The 14,435-nt window shown below is 64.6% G+C and carries 11 protein-coding genes; 9 read left to right on the plus strand and 2 right to left on the minus strand.

Annotated elements, in window-relative coordinates:
• From AC1DZU_RS28245 to AC1DZU_RS28260, 4 genes are all read left to right on the plus strand, one after another.
• On the plus strand, positions 1–1,954 hold a 1,954-nt coding region (locus AC1DZU_RS28245), incomplete at its 5' end, for a beta strand repeat-containing protein (RefSeq protein ID WP_477289882.1).
• Between the two features lie 215 nt (positions 1,955–2,169).
• Positions 2,170–4,476, plus strand: coding sequence for a peptidase domain-containing ABC transporter (locus AC1DZU_RS28250; protein ID WP_477289883.1), 2,307 nt, complete (start codon positions 2,170–2,172; stop codon positions 4,474–4,476).
• Positions 4,477–4,497: 21 nt separating this feature from the next.
• Complete coding sequence (locus AC1DZU_RS28255) at positions 4,498–5,910, plus strand: HlyD family type I secretion periplasmic adaptor subunit (protein ID WP_477289884.1); 1,413 nt, start codon at positions 4,498–4,500, stop codon at positions 5,908–5,910.
• A gap of 47 nt (positions 5,911–5,957) precedes the next feature.
• Positions 5,958–7,691: a tetratricopeptide repeat protein gene (locus tag AC1DZU_RS28260; RefSeq protein WP_477289885.1), complete on the plus strand. Its 1,734-nt coding sequence runs from the start codon at positions 5,958–5,960 to the stop codon at positions 7,689–7,691.
• Positions 7,692–7,731: 40 nt separating this feature from the next.
• Here AC1DZU_RS28260 and AC1DZU_RS28265 read toward each other — a convergent pair whose 3' ends face one another.
• Positions 7,732–8,601 (minus strand): LysR family transcriptional regulator, encoded by an 870-nt coding sequence (locus AC1DZU_RS28265; protein ID WP_477289886.1) that lies wholly within the window; start codon positions 8,599–8,601, stop codon positions 7,732–7,734.
• Between the two features lie 235 nt (positions 8,602–8,836).
• On the opposite strand from AC1DZU_RS28265, the gene AC1DZU_RS28270 reads away from it, so the two are divergent.
• Positions 8,837–8,992 carry a YjiS-like domain-containing protein gene (locus AC1DZU_RS28270; protein WP_477289887.1) on the plus strand — a complete coding sequence of 52 codons (156 nt, stop codon included), beginning with the start codon at positions 8,837–8,839 and terminating at the stop codon, positions 8,990–8,992.
• Positions 8,993–9,085: 93 nt separating this feature from the next.
• Here AC1DZU_RS28270 and AC1DZU_RS28275 read toward each other — a convergent pair whose 3' ends face one another.
• Complete coding sequence (locus AC1DZU_RS28275) at positions 9,086–10,114, minus strand: aldo/keto reductase (protein ID WP_477289888.1); 1,029 nt, start codon at positions 10,112–10,114, stop codon at positions 9,086–9,088.
• A 187-nt stretch (positions 10,115–10,301) separates the two neighbouring features.
• Between AC1DZU_RS28275 and AC1DZU_RS28280 the strand changes: the two genes are divergently transcribed.
• The 4 genes from AC1DZU_RS28280 (at position 10,302) to kdgD (ending at position 14,431) form a co-directional block, all read left to right on the plus strand.
• Positions 10,302–11,393, plus strand: a complete 1,092-nt coding sequence (locus AC1DZU_RS28280; protein ID WP_477289889.1) for a substrate-binding domain-containing protein — start codon at positions 10,302–10,304, stop codon at positions 11,391–11,393.
• Positions 11,394–11,524: 131 nt separating this feature from the next.
• Positions 11,525–12,598 (plus strand): ABC transporter permease, encoded by a 1,074-nt coding sequence (locus tag AC1DZU_RS28285; RefSeq protein WP_477289890.1) that lies wholly within the window; start codon positions 11,525–11,527, stop codon positions 12,596–12,598.
• Positions 12,595–13,422, plus strand: coding sequence for an ATP-binding cassette domain-containing protein (locus AC1DZU_RS28290; RefSeq protein WP_477289891.1), 828 nt, complete (start codon positions 12,595–12,597; stop codon positions 13,420–13,422). Before AC1DZU_RS28285 ends, AC1DZU_RS28290 begins: the two co-directional genes overlap by 4 nt.
• A gap of 76 nt (positions 13,423–13,498) precedes the next feature.
• Positions 13,499–14,431 (plus strand): 5-dehydro-4-deoxyglucarate dehydratase, encoded by a 933-nt coding sequence (gene kdgD / locus AC1DZU_RS28295; protein WP_477289892.1) that lies wholly within the window; start codon positions 13,499–13,501, stop codon positions 14,429–14,431.
• Positions 14,432–14,435 lie beyond the last annotated feature (4 nt).

Here is a 14,435-nt window from a genome sequence, read left to right on the forward strand (position 1 = left end):
GGAGGGAGCAACCGGCTCGACTGGTTCGACCGGCGCAACTGGCTCGACAGGTGCGACTGGCGACACTGGTGCGACTGGCGATACCGGCTCGACCGGAGCCACCGGCTCGACTGGTGCGACTGGCTCGACTGGTTCGACCGGCGATACCGGCTCGACAGGCGCCACTGGCGATACTGGAGCCACAGGTTCGACTGGAGCAACCGGCGCCACAGGTGCGACCGGCGATACCGGAGCTACTGGCTCGACCGGTGCAACCGGCGCCACGGGTTCGACGGGTGCGACTGGTCATACCGGCTCTACCGGTGCAACCGGCTCGACCGGAGCAACGGGTTCGACGGGCGCGACCGGCCATACCGGCTCGACAGGCTCTACCGGTGCGACTGGCTCTACCGGTGCAACCGGCTCGACCGGAGCAACGGGTTCGACGGGCGCGACCGGCGATACCGGCTCGACAGGCTCTACCGGTGCGACTGGCTCTACTGGGGCAACCGGAGCAACGGGTCATACTGGTTCCACTGGCGCCACTGGTTCGACGGGTGCGACTGGTCATACCGGCTCTACCGGTGCAACCGGCTCGACCGGAGCAACGGGTTCCACGGGTGCGACTGGCCATACCGGGTCGACAGGCTCTACCGGTGCGACGGGCTCTACCGGGGCAACCGGAGCAACGGGTCATACTGGTTCCACTGGCGCCACTGGTTCGACGGGTGCGACTGGTCATACCGGCTCGACCGGTGCAACCGGCTCGACCGGAGCAACGGGTTCCACGGGTGCGACTGGCCATACCGGGTCGACAGGCTCCACCGGTGCGACTGGCTCTACCGGGGCAACCGGAGCAACGGGTCATACTGGTTCCACTGGCGCCACTGGTTCGACGGGTGCGACTGGTCATACCGGCTCGACCGGAGCAACCGGCTCGACCGGAGCAACGGGCGCGACCGGCCATACCGGCTCGACCGGAGCAACCGGCTCGACCGGAGCAACGGGTTCGACGGGTGCGACTGGCCATACCGGGTCGACAGGCTCTACCGGTGCGACTGGCTCTACCGGGGCAACCGGAGCAACGGGTCATACTGGTTCCACCGGCTCTACCGGTGCAACCGGCTCTACCGGAGCAACGGGTTCGACGGGTGCGACCGGCCATACCGGCTCGACAGGCTCTACCGGTGCGACTGGCTCTACCGGGGCAACCGGAGCAACGGGTCATACTGGTTCCACTGGCGCCACTGGTTCGACTGGTCATACCGGCTCTACCGGAGCAACCGGCTCTACCGGTGCCACTGGCTCTACCGGGGCAACCGGCTCGACCGGGGCAACCGGCGCGACTGGAGCAACGGGAGATCCAGGCGCCACGGGTTCGACGGGTGCGACCGGCCATACCGGTGCAACCGGCTCGACCGGAGCGGCGGGCTCCACCGGTTCCACAGGTGCGCCTGGTCCGACTGGTGCGACCGGTTGGGGCGGTGATCATGACAAGTATGACCAGCATGGTCACCATGGCCATCATGGCAACAACGGCAACGGCAACAATGGCAATGGCAATGGCAATGGCCACGGCCACGACAACGACCACAAGAACAGCAGCAATTCAGCGAAGGGACACAACAAGCATGACCACGATGGCAAGCCGGGTAACGGTCACGCCGGCAAGGTCACGTTCGAGTCGCTCGGGCTCAAGGACGCTGCGAAATTCCTGCAGTCGGGCTCGACACATGGCAACAGTGATCACGGCAGCCATGCGTCGTTCCGCAACCTGATCGGCCTGGCGTCCACATCTGTGACGACAGACCTGCTCAATGTCCTCAAGACGATTAGCGGATTTGGCCAGAACCAGAACAAGCCGTCGGGGGCGAGCACGGATCTCACCTCGGATCAGACAAAGCATGGCGCCGGCTTCGCCAGCAACGACCACACCGCCAAGACCCTGAAGGACCTCTTGAAGCCACACGAGTGAGCAAGAACCTTGAAGAGAGACGACCGACAGAAAAACGTGCGCGCGGATTTCGCGAGGGAGCGGATCCGCGCGTTCATCATCTCAAGACAACGAGTGGCATGAGAGTCGCGCGGCCGATCAGTTCGGAGTACAGTGGGGCATTGCGGGAAATCGAGGCTGAAACGCCTCGGCCCGGGCATTGTTGAACCTCGCCCTGCGTACCGGATGAGAAGTCCATGGTGAACGTCCCTGTGAATGCCGAAAACCAGCCGGTCCCGATCCGTTCCGGCACCGAAGCCGAAGTCGCGACGGGCAGGGCGGACGGCGAAAACGCGGCCAGGAGTCCCGGCGGACCCGCCGAGTTCGACCGGATCCAGCCGCGCCTCAAGGCCATGCTGCGGGTCGCGCGCTATCATGGCGTCGAACTCGACCCCAACGAGTTCAGGGCGGCGAGCCCAAGCACGGTTCCGAACGCGACCGACCTCTCGCAATGGGCCCAGAACGGCGGCATGTGGTCGCGCGCGCTTCGCATCCGCTGGTCGCATCTCCTGCGCTTCGAGCACACGGGGCCGGTCGTCCTGCTGTTCAATGACGGTGGTGCAGGGCTCCTCACCGGGGCCAGCCCGGAGCGGAAGGTTGTCTTCCTCAAGAGCGCGGGCGCGCCAGACGATGACGAAGCCATCGCCATCGACGAGTTGCGGCTGTCGCAGGTGTGGACCGGTGAGGCGGTGTTGTTGCGTCCGGCGCGATCCTACATCGCGGCCGATGCGCCTTTCACGCTGCGCTGGTTGATCGACCTGGTACGGTTAGAAAGCCGTTCCATGCGTGACATCGGTATCGCCTCGTTCACGCTCAGCATCCTTACCGTTCTGCCGCCGCTCATCGTCATGACGCTGGTCAACAAGGTGCTGCAGTTCAACAGCGTTTCGACCCTCGTGCTGCTGTCGGCCATAATCGCCGTCCTGTTCGTTTACGAGACGCTCCTCGGTCACGCCCGAAGGCTGATCATCAACGTCGTCGGCGCCCGGCTGGACACCAAACTGAACTTGCATGTCTTCAGCCGGCTCCTGCGCCTGCCACTTGACTATTTCGAGCGTCATCCGGCCGGCCAGACGATGTACCACCTCGCGCAGATCTATCGCATCCGCGAGTTCCTGACCGGAAAACTCCTCAGCACGTTCCTCGATCTGATCACGCTCTGCGTGCTGATCCCGGTGATGTTCTACATCAACGCCACGCTCGGCTGGATCGTGCTTGCCTGCGCGGGCGTGATCATGCTGATTATCTTCGCCTTTCTCGCACCATTGCGCCGCAGCTACCAGCAGGTGGTCGAAGCGGAGACCTGGAAATCGGCGGCGCTCGGCGAAACCGTCGTCGGCATCAAGACGGTGAAGGCGCTCGGTCTGGAACCGCAACGCAAGGCGCTCTGGGACGAGCGGGTGGCGGACGCGGGCAGGGCCCGACTTGCCTTCGGGCAACTCGCCAACTGGCCGCAGACGCTTGTCACGCCAATCGAGCGTGTGATGGTCCTCGGAACCATGTTGATCGGCGCTTATCTCGCGATGAGCGACACCTCTGGCTACATGATCGGCAGCCTGTTCGCATTCATGATGATCGCCCAACGCGTCGCGCAGCCTCTCGTCGGCCTTGCTCGACTGGTCGAGGACTTCGAGGAGGTAGGGGCGGCAATCGGCGAAGCAGGATCCGTCCTCAACCGACCCCTGGAAAGCAGTTCGAATTCCACCGGCCTGAGGCCGAAGCTGGTTGGCGAGATCAGTTTCCGTGACCTGACCTTCTCCTACATCGGCACCAAGACGCCAGCGCTCGACCGGGTCAGCTTCGACATTCCGGCAGGGACGATGTTCGGCATCGTCGGGCGCAGCGGTTCAGGAAAATCGACAATTGCGCGGCTGCTGCAGGGGATCAATCGCGATTACAGCGGTTTTCTCAAGCTGGATGGCGTCGACCTCAAGGAAATCAACCTGCGTCACCTTCGCCAGGGGCTCGGCGTGGTCCTCCAGGACAATTTCCTTTTCCGCGGGTCGATTCGTGACAACATCATCGCCGGGCGCCCCGGTCTGACCCTTTCGGATGCCATGCGAGCCGCTCACCTTGCCGGCGCCGAAGAATTCATCGAACGCATGCCGAACGGTTATGACACCTATATCGAGGAAGGTTCGCCCAACCTGTCGGGTGGTCAAAAGCAGCGGCTGGCGATCGCGCGCGCTCTCATCCACAATCCGACCGTCATGATCCTCGATGAGGCGACCAGCGCGCTTGACCCGGAGAGCGAGGCGGTGGTCAGCGCCAATCTCATGCGCATCGCCAAGGGTCGCACGATGATTATTGTTTCGCACCGGCTTTCCTCGTTGACCGAGTGCGACCAGATCCTGGTCATGGATCAGGGCAAGGTCCTCGATGTCGCGCCGCATGCGACCCTGCTCGAACGATGCGCGCTCTACCGCCAGCTATGGTTGCAGCAGAACCGACATCTCGACAGCCGTCACGGTCGTCTGGCCGCCGTGCCGCCGCGACTTGTTTGAGCATCGGCATCGGGGCGCCCCATGAGCAGCATCAGCATCACCCAATCCAGCCTTCCCGCCCGCCGGCGCCGGACAGAACCGAGCGATCCGACGATGCCCGCCATCCTGGAATTCCAGTGGCCGTCGACGGCTATCGCCAATGCGCCTGTTCCGCGAATGGCGCGCAGCATCGTCTACATCATCTTGAGCATGGTCGTCGCCCTGATAACACTTGCAGGGATCATACCGGTCGATCAGGTCGTCACCACCAGAGGGCTCGTGGTCTCGCAATCGCCAAACATCGTGGTGCAGCCGCTCGAGACAGCCATCGTGCGCTCGATCGAGGTACGCGAAGGACAGCGCGTGCGAGCCGGTCAAACGCTCGCTCGCCTCGATGCGACCTTCGCCTCGGCTGACCTCACTGCGCTGGCGACACAGGTTTCGACGCTTGAGGCCGAAGTGGCGCGGTTGAAAGCGGAGGCCGACGGCAAGCCCTTCAACTATGACGGCCTGGACCCGAGTTGGACCCTGCAGGCGTCGATCTACGATCGCCGCAAAGCCGTCTACGACGCCAAGCTGGCGAGTTTCGACCGGCAGAGCGATGAACTCAGTTCAGTGATCTCGCGTTCCCAGTCCGATGCTGACGGCTACCGCCAGCGGCTGGCCGTCGCGGCCTCGATCGAACAGATGCGCAAGCAACTGGAAGCAAGACAGGTGGGGAGCCGCCTCAACACGCTTCTGGCCGAGGACAACTCGGCGGAAATGTCCCGGGCGCTCGGCAACGCCTTGCAGACATCGGAAGCCGCCAAGCGACAGCAGGCGACGGTGTCCGCCGACCGCGATGGCTACATCCAGAGCTGGCGCGCGGAAGTCTCGCAGGGCCTGTCGGAGGCGGGATCGCGCATGTCCGACGCCCGTGAGCTTCTCAACAAGGCGAAGCTGCGCAAGCAGCTGGTCGAGCTGAAGAGCGAGGCGGATGCCATCGTCCAGTCGGTAGCCAAGGTCTCCGTCGGCTCGATCCTGCAGTCCGGCGACCGATTGATCACGCTGGTGCCGGACGACGCGGTGCTGGAGATCGAGACGAACATTGTCGGTCGCAGCAGTGGGTTCGTCCATGTCGGCGATCCCGTGGCCATCAAGTTCGATACCTTTCCTTATTCGCAATATGGCCTGGCTCATGGCACTGTGCGCGCGGTCAGCCCGGATTCCTTCTCGGCTCGCGAACAAGCGCGCGACCCGAACAGCTCGTTGGCCATGCTGCCATCGGACACTGACCTGTTCTATCGCACGCAGATTTCCATCGACCAGGTCGCCCTCCATGGCGTGCCCGCCAGTTTCACGATCAGCCCCGGCATGCCGGTGACCGCCGACGTCAAGGTCGGCCGTCGCACCGTGCTCAAGTACATTCTCGGCGCCATGCTCCCCGTAGGCCAGGAAGCGATGCGGGAGCCATAGGCTTGGGTGCCGTGCCGCGACAAACGGAGGTATGAGTTCTCGCATCGATGGCAATCCTTGACCGGCTGACTGCCCTTGCCCCGCCGGCGCTGGTGTTGCGCCGGGCGATAAAGCTTTCCGACAGTGGCAAGCATTCAGAAGCCTTTCCGCTGATGGCAATTGCCGCACGCGCCGGCATCACCGATGCCGAATACCGGGTCGCTCGTTGCTATCTCGAAGGTTTGGGTGTGCCGCCGAGCCGGTCGGAAGGCGCGCGCTGGCTGCGGCGGGCCGCCGATCACGGCAGCCCCGATGCGCAGTCGCTTCTCGCCGCGCTTTACGTGGCTGGACTGGCGACACAGGAGCCCGACGGCAATCGCATCGGATCGGAGAGCCTGTTCGAACGGGATTCTTCGCGGCAGCCGGAATTCGCGCCAGCGCTCGGCCTCGCGAAAAAAGCTGCCGAAGCCGGCTCCGCGACCGGGCAGGCAATCCTCGGCTATATCCTCAGCAGAGGCCCCGAAGCGATGCGCGACCTCGATGCGGCGCATGGCTGGTATGAGAAGTCCGCGGCTGCCGGCTGCCCCGAGGGATGCCTGGGCCTTGCTCTTTCCCTCGCCCGGCGCAGGCAACCTGGGCAGGCGGACAAGATTGCCGCCGAGGTTCGACGCGCTGCCGACGCCGGCCTGCCCACCGCAATCTACCTCCTTGGGGTGCTGACCGAGCATGGGCGTGGCGTGCCGGTCGATCGAGCGGCAGCGGCGCGACTGTATCAGCTCGCTGCCGAGAAAGGCCTTCCCTCGGCCCAGTTCCGGTTGGGATTGGGGCTCATCGATGGTGGCCTTGCGGGTCAGGATATCGCGGCCGGCGAGGCGTGGCTGCGGCGCGCCGCATTGGCGGGAAACATCGAGGCAGCCTACCGTCTCGGCGATCGCTATGTGAAGAGTTCGCATCCGGACTATGCGGAGGCCGCGACGTGGTATCGACGCGCGGCCGATGCAGGACATCAGGCCGCCGCTCGCGCCTTGGCATCGCTCTATCTGTCGGGAAACGGTGTCGCCCAGGACGTCGAGGAGGGCGCGCGCTGGCTGCGGACGTCCGCAAATGCGGGAAATCAGGAAGCGCAGGTCGACTTTGCCAATCTGGTCCTCGAAGGCGCAGGCGAGCCTGACGATCGCGCCAGCATTGCCGGATGGTTCGAGGCGACCGCCTCGTCGGGCGATCTGGTTGCAGCCTTCAACCTCGGGCTCTGTTTTGCCCAGGGCGTCGGCGTGCGAAAGGACGAGGAGCAGGCGGCGCAATGGGTGAGGCGCGCGGCCGAAGGCGTGGCCGAGGCGCAATATGCGTATGCGCGCATGCTTCAGGATGGGCGCGGCGTGGCCGCCGACCAGAAACAGGCCCGTCTCTGGTTCGAGCGCGCGGCCAACGCCGGCATGGTCGACGCGCAGGTGGCGCTGGCCGAAATGCTCCTCAATGGGCGCGGCGGCGCATCCTTGCCCGTGGCTGCGGCGCAGTTTTTCAAGCGGGCAGCCGCCGCCGATCACGTCGGGGCGATGTTTGCGATCGGCGCCCTGTACGGGAGCGGCCAGGGTCTGTCACTCGACCCGGCGGCAGCGCAGAAATGGTTCGCCGCCGCCGCCGAGCGGGGACATGGCCAGGCCCAACTCATGCTCGGGCGCTATCTCTCCAATGGTCTTGCCGGGGACCACGATCCGGCAGCCGGTCGCCTGTGGTTCGAGCGAGCGGCTGCACAAGGTGTTCAGGAAGCCGTCGACGAACTCGCCGAGTTCGCCTCGATTTGAGGCTGGTGTGGCGGTCGCCGCACGTTGCCGAACGACCCGCTTACCGGATCGGCGTCTCGCCGCGAAATAATGGCTGGTGCGCCCGCATCAAGGTGGCAATCCGGTCGGCGACCTTTCGCACCGGCGGGGCGTGACGCTCCTCGTGATGGGTGACGATCCATTGGTCGGTTTCGAGTTCGGGGATAGGCTGGGCGACGCGAACCAGCCGCGGATCGCTGTCACCGACGAAGCACGGGAAGACCGAAAGGCCGGCGCCGGCGGCCACCAGTTCGCGCACCGAATGGGTGTTGTTGCCGCGCACCGCGATGCGGTCGCCATGATGGGCTTGCAGCCAGCGCGCCGAAGCAATGTTTGCCCCTTCGCCGGTGACGCCGACGAACAGCCCGGCGGCGATGCCGTTGATCAGGTGGCGTCCGGAATAAATGGCGTGGGCGACCTTGCCGCTTAGACGGCCGGCCAGCCACTGCTCGGTCGGGCGCTCGCTGCGGATGCCGACGTCGGCGGCACGGCGTCCGATATCGACCCGGTCGGTTGTGGTGACGAGTTCCACCCTGATGCCGTCATCGACCGTCCAGATCTCGCCGATATGGGCGGAAACGAAGGCCGAGGTCCACGGTCCGGCCGAGACGCGGACGATGCGGTCGGGCAGGCTTCCCTCGCGCCAGCGGGTCAGCGACTGCATTGCCGCCTCGACGTCCTCGGCGCGCCGCAGCAGTTCTTCACCGACCGGGGTCAGCCGGTAGCCGGTCTGCTGGCGCACGAACAGGGGTTCGCCGATCTGCTTTTCGAGGGCGGTGACGCGTCGTCCAAGGGTGGCCGCGCTGAGCCGCGTGGTTCCCGTCGCCGCGCTCAGGCCACCCAGCCGCGCAACGTCGAGAAACAACCTTAGATCGTCCCAGCCGATATCCATTTTGCAGAAATGAAAAACTCCTTGCGACCCTGGCTGTAGCGCGAAGCAGGCATCATACGCAAGTATGCAGGCCTTGGAGGCGTTGGACAATCCTGCCTGGCGGGATCGTGCCAATCGCCTCGGGCTTGCCAGCAAGCCAGTGCAATCCCTTCGATCGCGCATGCGCTTGGCGCGGATGCTTTGCGCTTTCGACCAACCAGGCGCGCTGGCCATCCGCGCGCCAGAGGAGACGATCATGTTGGATGAACTTCGACGCCGTTTCGCCCGCTGGCGGGCCTATCGCCAGACGCTTGCGAGCTTGAGGCATGTCCCCGACAGCACGCTGGCGGATGCCGGCATTTCCCGCCAGGAGATACGCAAGCGCGCCCGCCAAGCCAGCCAGCGTCTTTGAGATCGTGGAGGGGCGTGCGCCGAGACCGCCTAGTGCGGTTCCACCGTTTCAGGCAAAACGCAGAACCGCTCTATCGGCTGCCGAGCGCGGCGCTCAAGGTACCGGTGCGCCGGCTTCGATCAGCCCGGCCTGCTTGAGATCGGCCCACAAAGCCGGCGGAATGTCCTCGCGCAGATAGGCCAGGTTCTGTTTCAGTTCGTCGGCCGATCGCGCCCCCGGAATGACGCTTGAGACGATGGGATGGCCGAGCGGGAACTGAAGCGCGGCCGCCGGCAGCGACACCTTGTGACTGATGCAGATCGCCTCGATGCGGCGGACGCGCTCGAGCACCGGCTCAGGCGCCGGCCTGGTGTTGAAGGTTGCGCCCTTGACGGCGCCGGTGGCCAGGATGCCGGAATTGTAGGGCCCGCCGATGATGATCCTGGTGCCGCGTTGCTCGCACAGCGGCAGCAAGGTCGCCAGCGGTTCCTGCTCGAGCAAGGTGTAGCGGCCGGCGAGCAGGAAATAGTCGAACGCACCTGCCACGACGAAGTCGGACAGCATCTGCCATTGGTTGATGCCGACGCCGACCGCCTTGATGACGCCTTGCGAACGCAATTCGTCGAGCGCCGGGTAGGCGCCGTCCATGGCTTCCCTGAAACGGCTCCTGGCATAGGGATCCTCGCCTGGGCCGAAATGAATGGCTTCGTCCGGGTCATGGATCGAGACCATGTCGACATAGTCGGTGTCGAGGCGCTTCAGCGTTGCTTCGAGCGAGCGCATCACGGCATCATGCGAATAGTCGAACTCGGCGCGGAATGAACCGGGCTGGTCCCAAAGCGCCGGCTGAAGCTCCTCGGGCGGGATCGGCACGAGGTCGTAGCCAATCTTCGACGAGATGACGATGTCCGCGCGGGGTAAGGATCTGATCGCCAGCCCAAGCCGGGTCTCGCTGACGCCAAAGCCATAGACAGGTGCTGTGTCGAAATAGCGGATGCCATTGTCATAAGCCGCCTGCACCGTCTTGACCGCGGCGTCGGTGTCGACGGCGCGATACATATTTCCCAGCCCGGTGCCGCCGAGCCCGATCGTCGTCAACTTCAGGCCGTTCTTCGCGACAGCCCTGAATTCGATTTCAGCCATTTTCTCTTCCTGTGATCCCTGCTGTCCATCGTGCCGGCCAAGCGGCAGCCTTCCCGCACCACGGTCGGGCCGCGAAAGCCCGTCGTGAATCCGGTGTCGAAAAACCATTGACACAAAAGTTATCATATAACAATGTAACCAGACGACAAATGTGGGCAAGCCCGCAAAACGAAGAGGGAGGAACCAAGTGGACGACGAAACGAAAAATCAGATGGAGATGGGCAATGCCGCCATCAGCCGGCGCAGTGCCTTCGCGCTGGCCGGCAAACTCGGTCTCGGCGCCGCCGGCCTTGCCAGCGGATTGGCGGGTGCCGGACTTGTCGGCGGCGTCAGCGCCGCCAAGGCAGCGGATTCATCGGCCGGCCTGCCAAAGAAGCCCTACAAGTTCCACTTCGTCTGCCACGTGACGCTCGACCAGTTCTTCACCCCGACCGTCTATGGCATCCAGGACGCCTGCGCCGCCTTCGGCTGCAGTTACCAGTGGACCGGTTCGCAGAAGAACGTCGTCTCCGAGATGGTCAGCGCCATGCAGACCGCGATTGCGCAGAAATCGGACGGCATTGCCGTCTGCCTGGTCGATCCAACCGCCTTCGACGCCGCCACCGACATGGCCGCACAGGCCGGCATTCCGGTCGTGGCCTTCAACGCCGACGTGCCGGTCGGCAGCCCCAACAAGCGGCTGTCCTATGTCGGCCAGCCGCTCTATCAGTCCGGCTACAACTCGGCGCTGAAATGGCTGAAGCTGATCCCCAAGGGCGGCCACGTCATGCTGTCGATCGGCGTGCCCGGTTCGCTCAACACGCAGCCGCGCCTCGACGGCTACATCCAGGCGATCAAGGACAGCGGCAGCGGCGTCACTTACGATGTCGTCAACACCGGTCCCGATCCGGCAACGGAAATCTCGCGCGTCGAGAGCTACTATCTCAGCCACAAGGACGTGAAGGGCATGTTCGGCACCGGCGGTTCCGACACCTACGCCTGCGGTTTCATCTCCAACAAATATGGCCTGGTGAAAGCCGGCGGCGCGGTGGCCGGCTTCGACCTCTTCCCGCAGACGCTGGACTTCATCAAATCCGGCGACGTCAATTTCACCACCGACCAGCAGGCCTATCTGCAGGGGTTCCTGCCTGTCCAGCAGATGTATCTCTACAAGCTGTCGGGCGGTCTCGTCGGCCCGGCCAACAGCGACACCAGCCAGGCCTATGTGACCAAGGACAATGTCGACGCCTATGTCGGCAAGTCCCGCTTCGAGGGCCGCAGCGACGTCGAGCCGACCTGACGCAGTTCAGCCAAGCGAAAACTCCTGCCCTCGCCACGTCATTGTCCGATGACGTGGCGAGGGCGCCGCTGACTGCCGCCGGCTTGCCCGTCGCCGATCCCCGCCCAGAATTCGAAATCAGGAAGACAAGAGTGCCGCCAATCGCAACAGCAAGAGCCGGGAAGGGCGCCGTTGGCGTCAAGGTTCCGCACACGATGGCGGAAAGGCTGCTCATCCTGCTTTCCCGTTATCGCGAGGCCAGCATCGCCGTCGTCGCCATCGTGCTTGTGGTCTATTTCCAGGTCGGCAGCGATGGCGGGTTCCTGTCGCCGCAATTCATGAGCGTCGTGCTGCGCGACACCGGCCGGCTCGGCCTGATCGCGGCTGCCGAAGTCATGCTGATGATCACCGGCGAGATCGACCTTTCGCTGAGCGCCATCTTCTCGATCGCGCCCTATGTCATGGCGCTGATGTCGGTCACCTGGGGCGTGCCGCTGGCCGTCGGCGCAGTAATCGGCGTCTTGATCGGCGTGCTGGTCGGCGCCATCAACGGCATCATCACGGTGCGTTTCCGCGTGCCCTCGCTGATCACCACGGTCGGCATGCTGTTCTTCCTGCAAGGCATCGTCGTCTCGATCTACAACAGCCAGCCGATCGTGGCGCCTGTCGAGCAGCCCTTCAACGCGATCTTCGGGCAGAGCCTCTACCAGCCGTCGGATGCGCTCCTGTCCTGGCATGGCGTGACGGCCTTCACGCCCTTCCTGTGGGCGGTGCTGATCGTGCTGGCGCTGGCGCTTGCGCTGAACCGCACCACCTTTGGCCTGCACACCATCGCCACCGGCAGCAACATCATCGGCGCGCGCGAAATCGGTGTGCGCACCGACCGCATGAAGATCTACAATTTCATGATCGCCGGTGGCTGCGCGGCCTTCGCCGGCATCATCAACACCGCCCAGTTCACCTCGGCCGACCCGCAGGCCGGCAGCCCATTTCTCACCTTGCAGGCGATCGCGGCGGCGGTCATCGGCGGCACCTCCCTGCTGGGTGGCTCAGGCACCGTCATCGGCGCGCTGATCGGCGCGTTCGTGGTCGCCTCGCTCAACAACGGCCTGGTGATGATCGGCGCCCAGGCCACCGTTTCCGACATCTATCTGGGCGCCGCCATCATCGCGGCGATGATCCTGAGCATCCAGGTCGACCGGCTGCGCACAAGGAGGCGCCTATGAACACGCAGAGCATTCCGCCACTCGCGCCCGACGCGCCCGTGGTGCTGGAAATGTCAAACATCTCCAAGAGCTTCGGCGCCGTCACAGCACTTGTCGACGTCTCGATCAAACTTCGCCAGGGCGAGGTTCTGGCCCTGGTCGGCGACAATGGCGCGGGCAAGTCGACGCTGATCAAGATCCTGTCAGGCTTTCATCAGCCGGACACCGGCACGATCGTCTCGCAAGGCAAGGAGGTGCGTTTCGCCTCGCCGCGCGACGCGCGCGCCCAGGGCATCGAAACCGTCTACCAGGACCTTGCGCTGATCGGCGACCTCAGCGTCTTCCACAACATGTTCCTCGGCCGCGAATACCGCAAACGAATCCTTGGATTGAACCTGCTCGACAACCGGAAGATGCGCGAACAGGCGCAGGTCTATCTGGACACGCTGGGCATCTCGATCCCCAGCGTCAACAGCACGGTCGACCTCCTGTCGGGCGGACAGCGCCAGTGCATCGCCGTTGCCCGCTCGATCTATTCGTCGCCCAGGATCCTGGTCCTCGATGAGCCGCTGGCGGCACTCGGCGTGCGTGAGAGCGCGCATGTCCTGGGCCTGATCCAGAACCTGCGCCAGCAGCGCCAGGTCTCGGTGATCCTGATCGTCCACAACTACAACCAGATCTTCGAAGTCTGCGACCGCATCAACTTCCTGCATTCGGGCGAGGTCGCGCTGGACGCCTCCACGGCCGACACCAGCGAGGAGGAATTGATCCGCATCGTCAAGTCGGGCCTTGGCCGCAAGGCGATCGACGCCGCCGCGGCCGAAGTCCGGCCCGGCATCATATGAGCCCGCACAACGCCACGGCTGCGGAAGTCTGCCAGCCGACCATCCATCTACCGGCCCCACACACGGAGTACTCGTTTTGACGTTCTCACCGACCGAGCTGACCAAATCCCTTGGCCGCGGGCTGCTGTCCTTTCCGCTGACCTTCTTCGACGATGCCGGCGCCTTCAACGAGAAAGGCTATCGCGCCCATGTCGCGCAGCAGGGCGCTGCCGGAGCAAGCGGGCTTTTCGCGGCCGGTGGCACGGGTGAGTTCTTCTCGCTGACGCTCGAGGAGTACAAGCGGGTCGTGCGGGCGGCATCGGAGGAAGTTCCCGATCACCTGCCGCTGCTGGCCGGCGTCGGCTACGGCACGCATATGGCGGTCGAGTTCGCCAGGGCCGCGGAGGCCAACGGCGCCGACGGCCTGCTGGTGCTGCCGCCCTATCTGGTCAAGTCCGAACAGGATGGCCTGCGCCGGCATCTGACCGCCATCTGCCGCTCGGTCGGTATCGGCGTGATCGCCTACAACAGGGACAATGCGGTGCTGACGCCCGAAACCCTCGACCGGTTGGCGCAGGACTGCCCGAACCTGATCGGGCTCAAGGACGGCGTCGGCGATATCGAGCTTCTCACCGCCTTGCGCTACCGCATGGACGACCGCCTGATCTTCATCGGCGGCATGCCGACGGCCGAAGTCCATGCCAGTGCCGCCGCGGCAATAGGCATGACGACCTATTCGTCGGCGATCTACAATTTCGCCCCGGAAATGGCACTGCGTTTCTTCAACGCCTTGCGCGCCGGTCGCACGGCCGAGGTCGGCGATCTCATCCGCAGCTTCTTCCTGCCCTATCTCGCCATCCGCAACCGGCGCGCCGGCTATGCCGTCTCGATCGTCAAGGCCGGCGCGCGCATCGCCGGGATCAACTGCGGGCCGGTCCGGTCACCGCTGCTTGACCTCACAGTGGATGAAGAGCGGCAGCTCGCGGCGCTCATGCAGTCCTGCCGCATGCCGGTTGGAGAGCTGGCGTGAGATC

This window comes from Mesorhizobium sp. P2_A12 (assembly GCF_056405075.1).

Coding starts and splice junctions, on each gene's coding strand:
- AC1DZU_RS28290 (WP_477289891.1), top strand. CDS start 12,595: ATGAACACGCAGAGCATTCCGCCACTCGCGCCCGACGCGCCCGTGGTG.
- AC1DZU_RS28250 (WP_477289883.1), top strand. CDS start 2,170: ATGGTGAACGTCCCTGTGAATGCCGAAAACCAGCCGGTCCCGATCCGT.
- AC1DZU_RS28275 (WP_477289888.1), bottom strand. CDS start 10,114: ATGGCTGAAATCGAATTCAGGGCTGTCGCGAAGAACGGCCTGAAGTTG.
- AC1DZU_RS28260 (WP_477289885.1), top strand. CDS start 5,958: ATGGCAATCCTTGACCGGCTGACTGCCCTTGCCCCGCCGGCGCTGGTG.
- AC1DZU_RS28265 (WP_477289886.1), bottom strand. CDS start 8,601: ATGGATATCGGCTGGGACGATCTAAGGTTGTTTCTCGACGTTGCGCGG.
- AC1DZU_RS28270 (WP_477289887.1), top strand. CDS start 8,837: ATGTTGGATGAACTTCGACGCCGTTTCGCCCGCTGGCGGGCCTATCGC.
- AC1DZU_RS28255 (WP_477289884.1), top strand. CDS start 4,498: ATGAGCAGCATCAGCATCACCCAATCCAGCCTTCCCGCCCGCCGGCGC.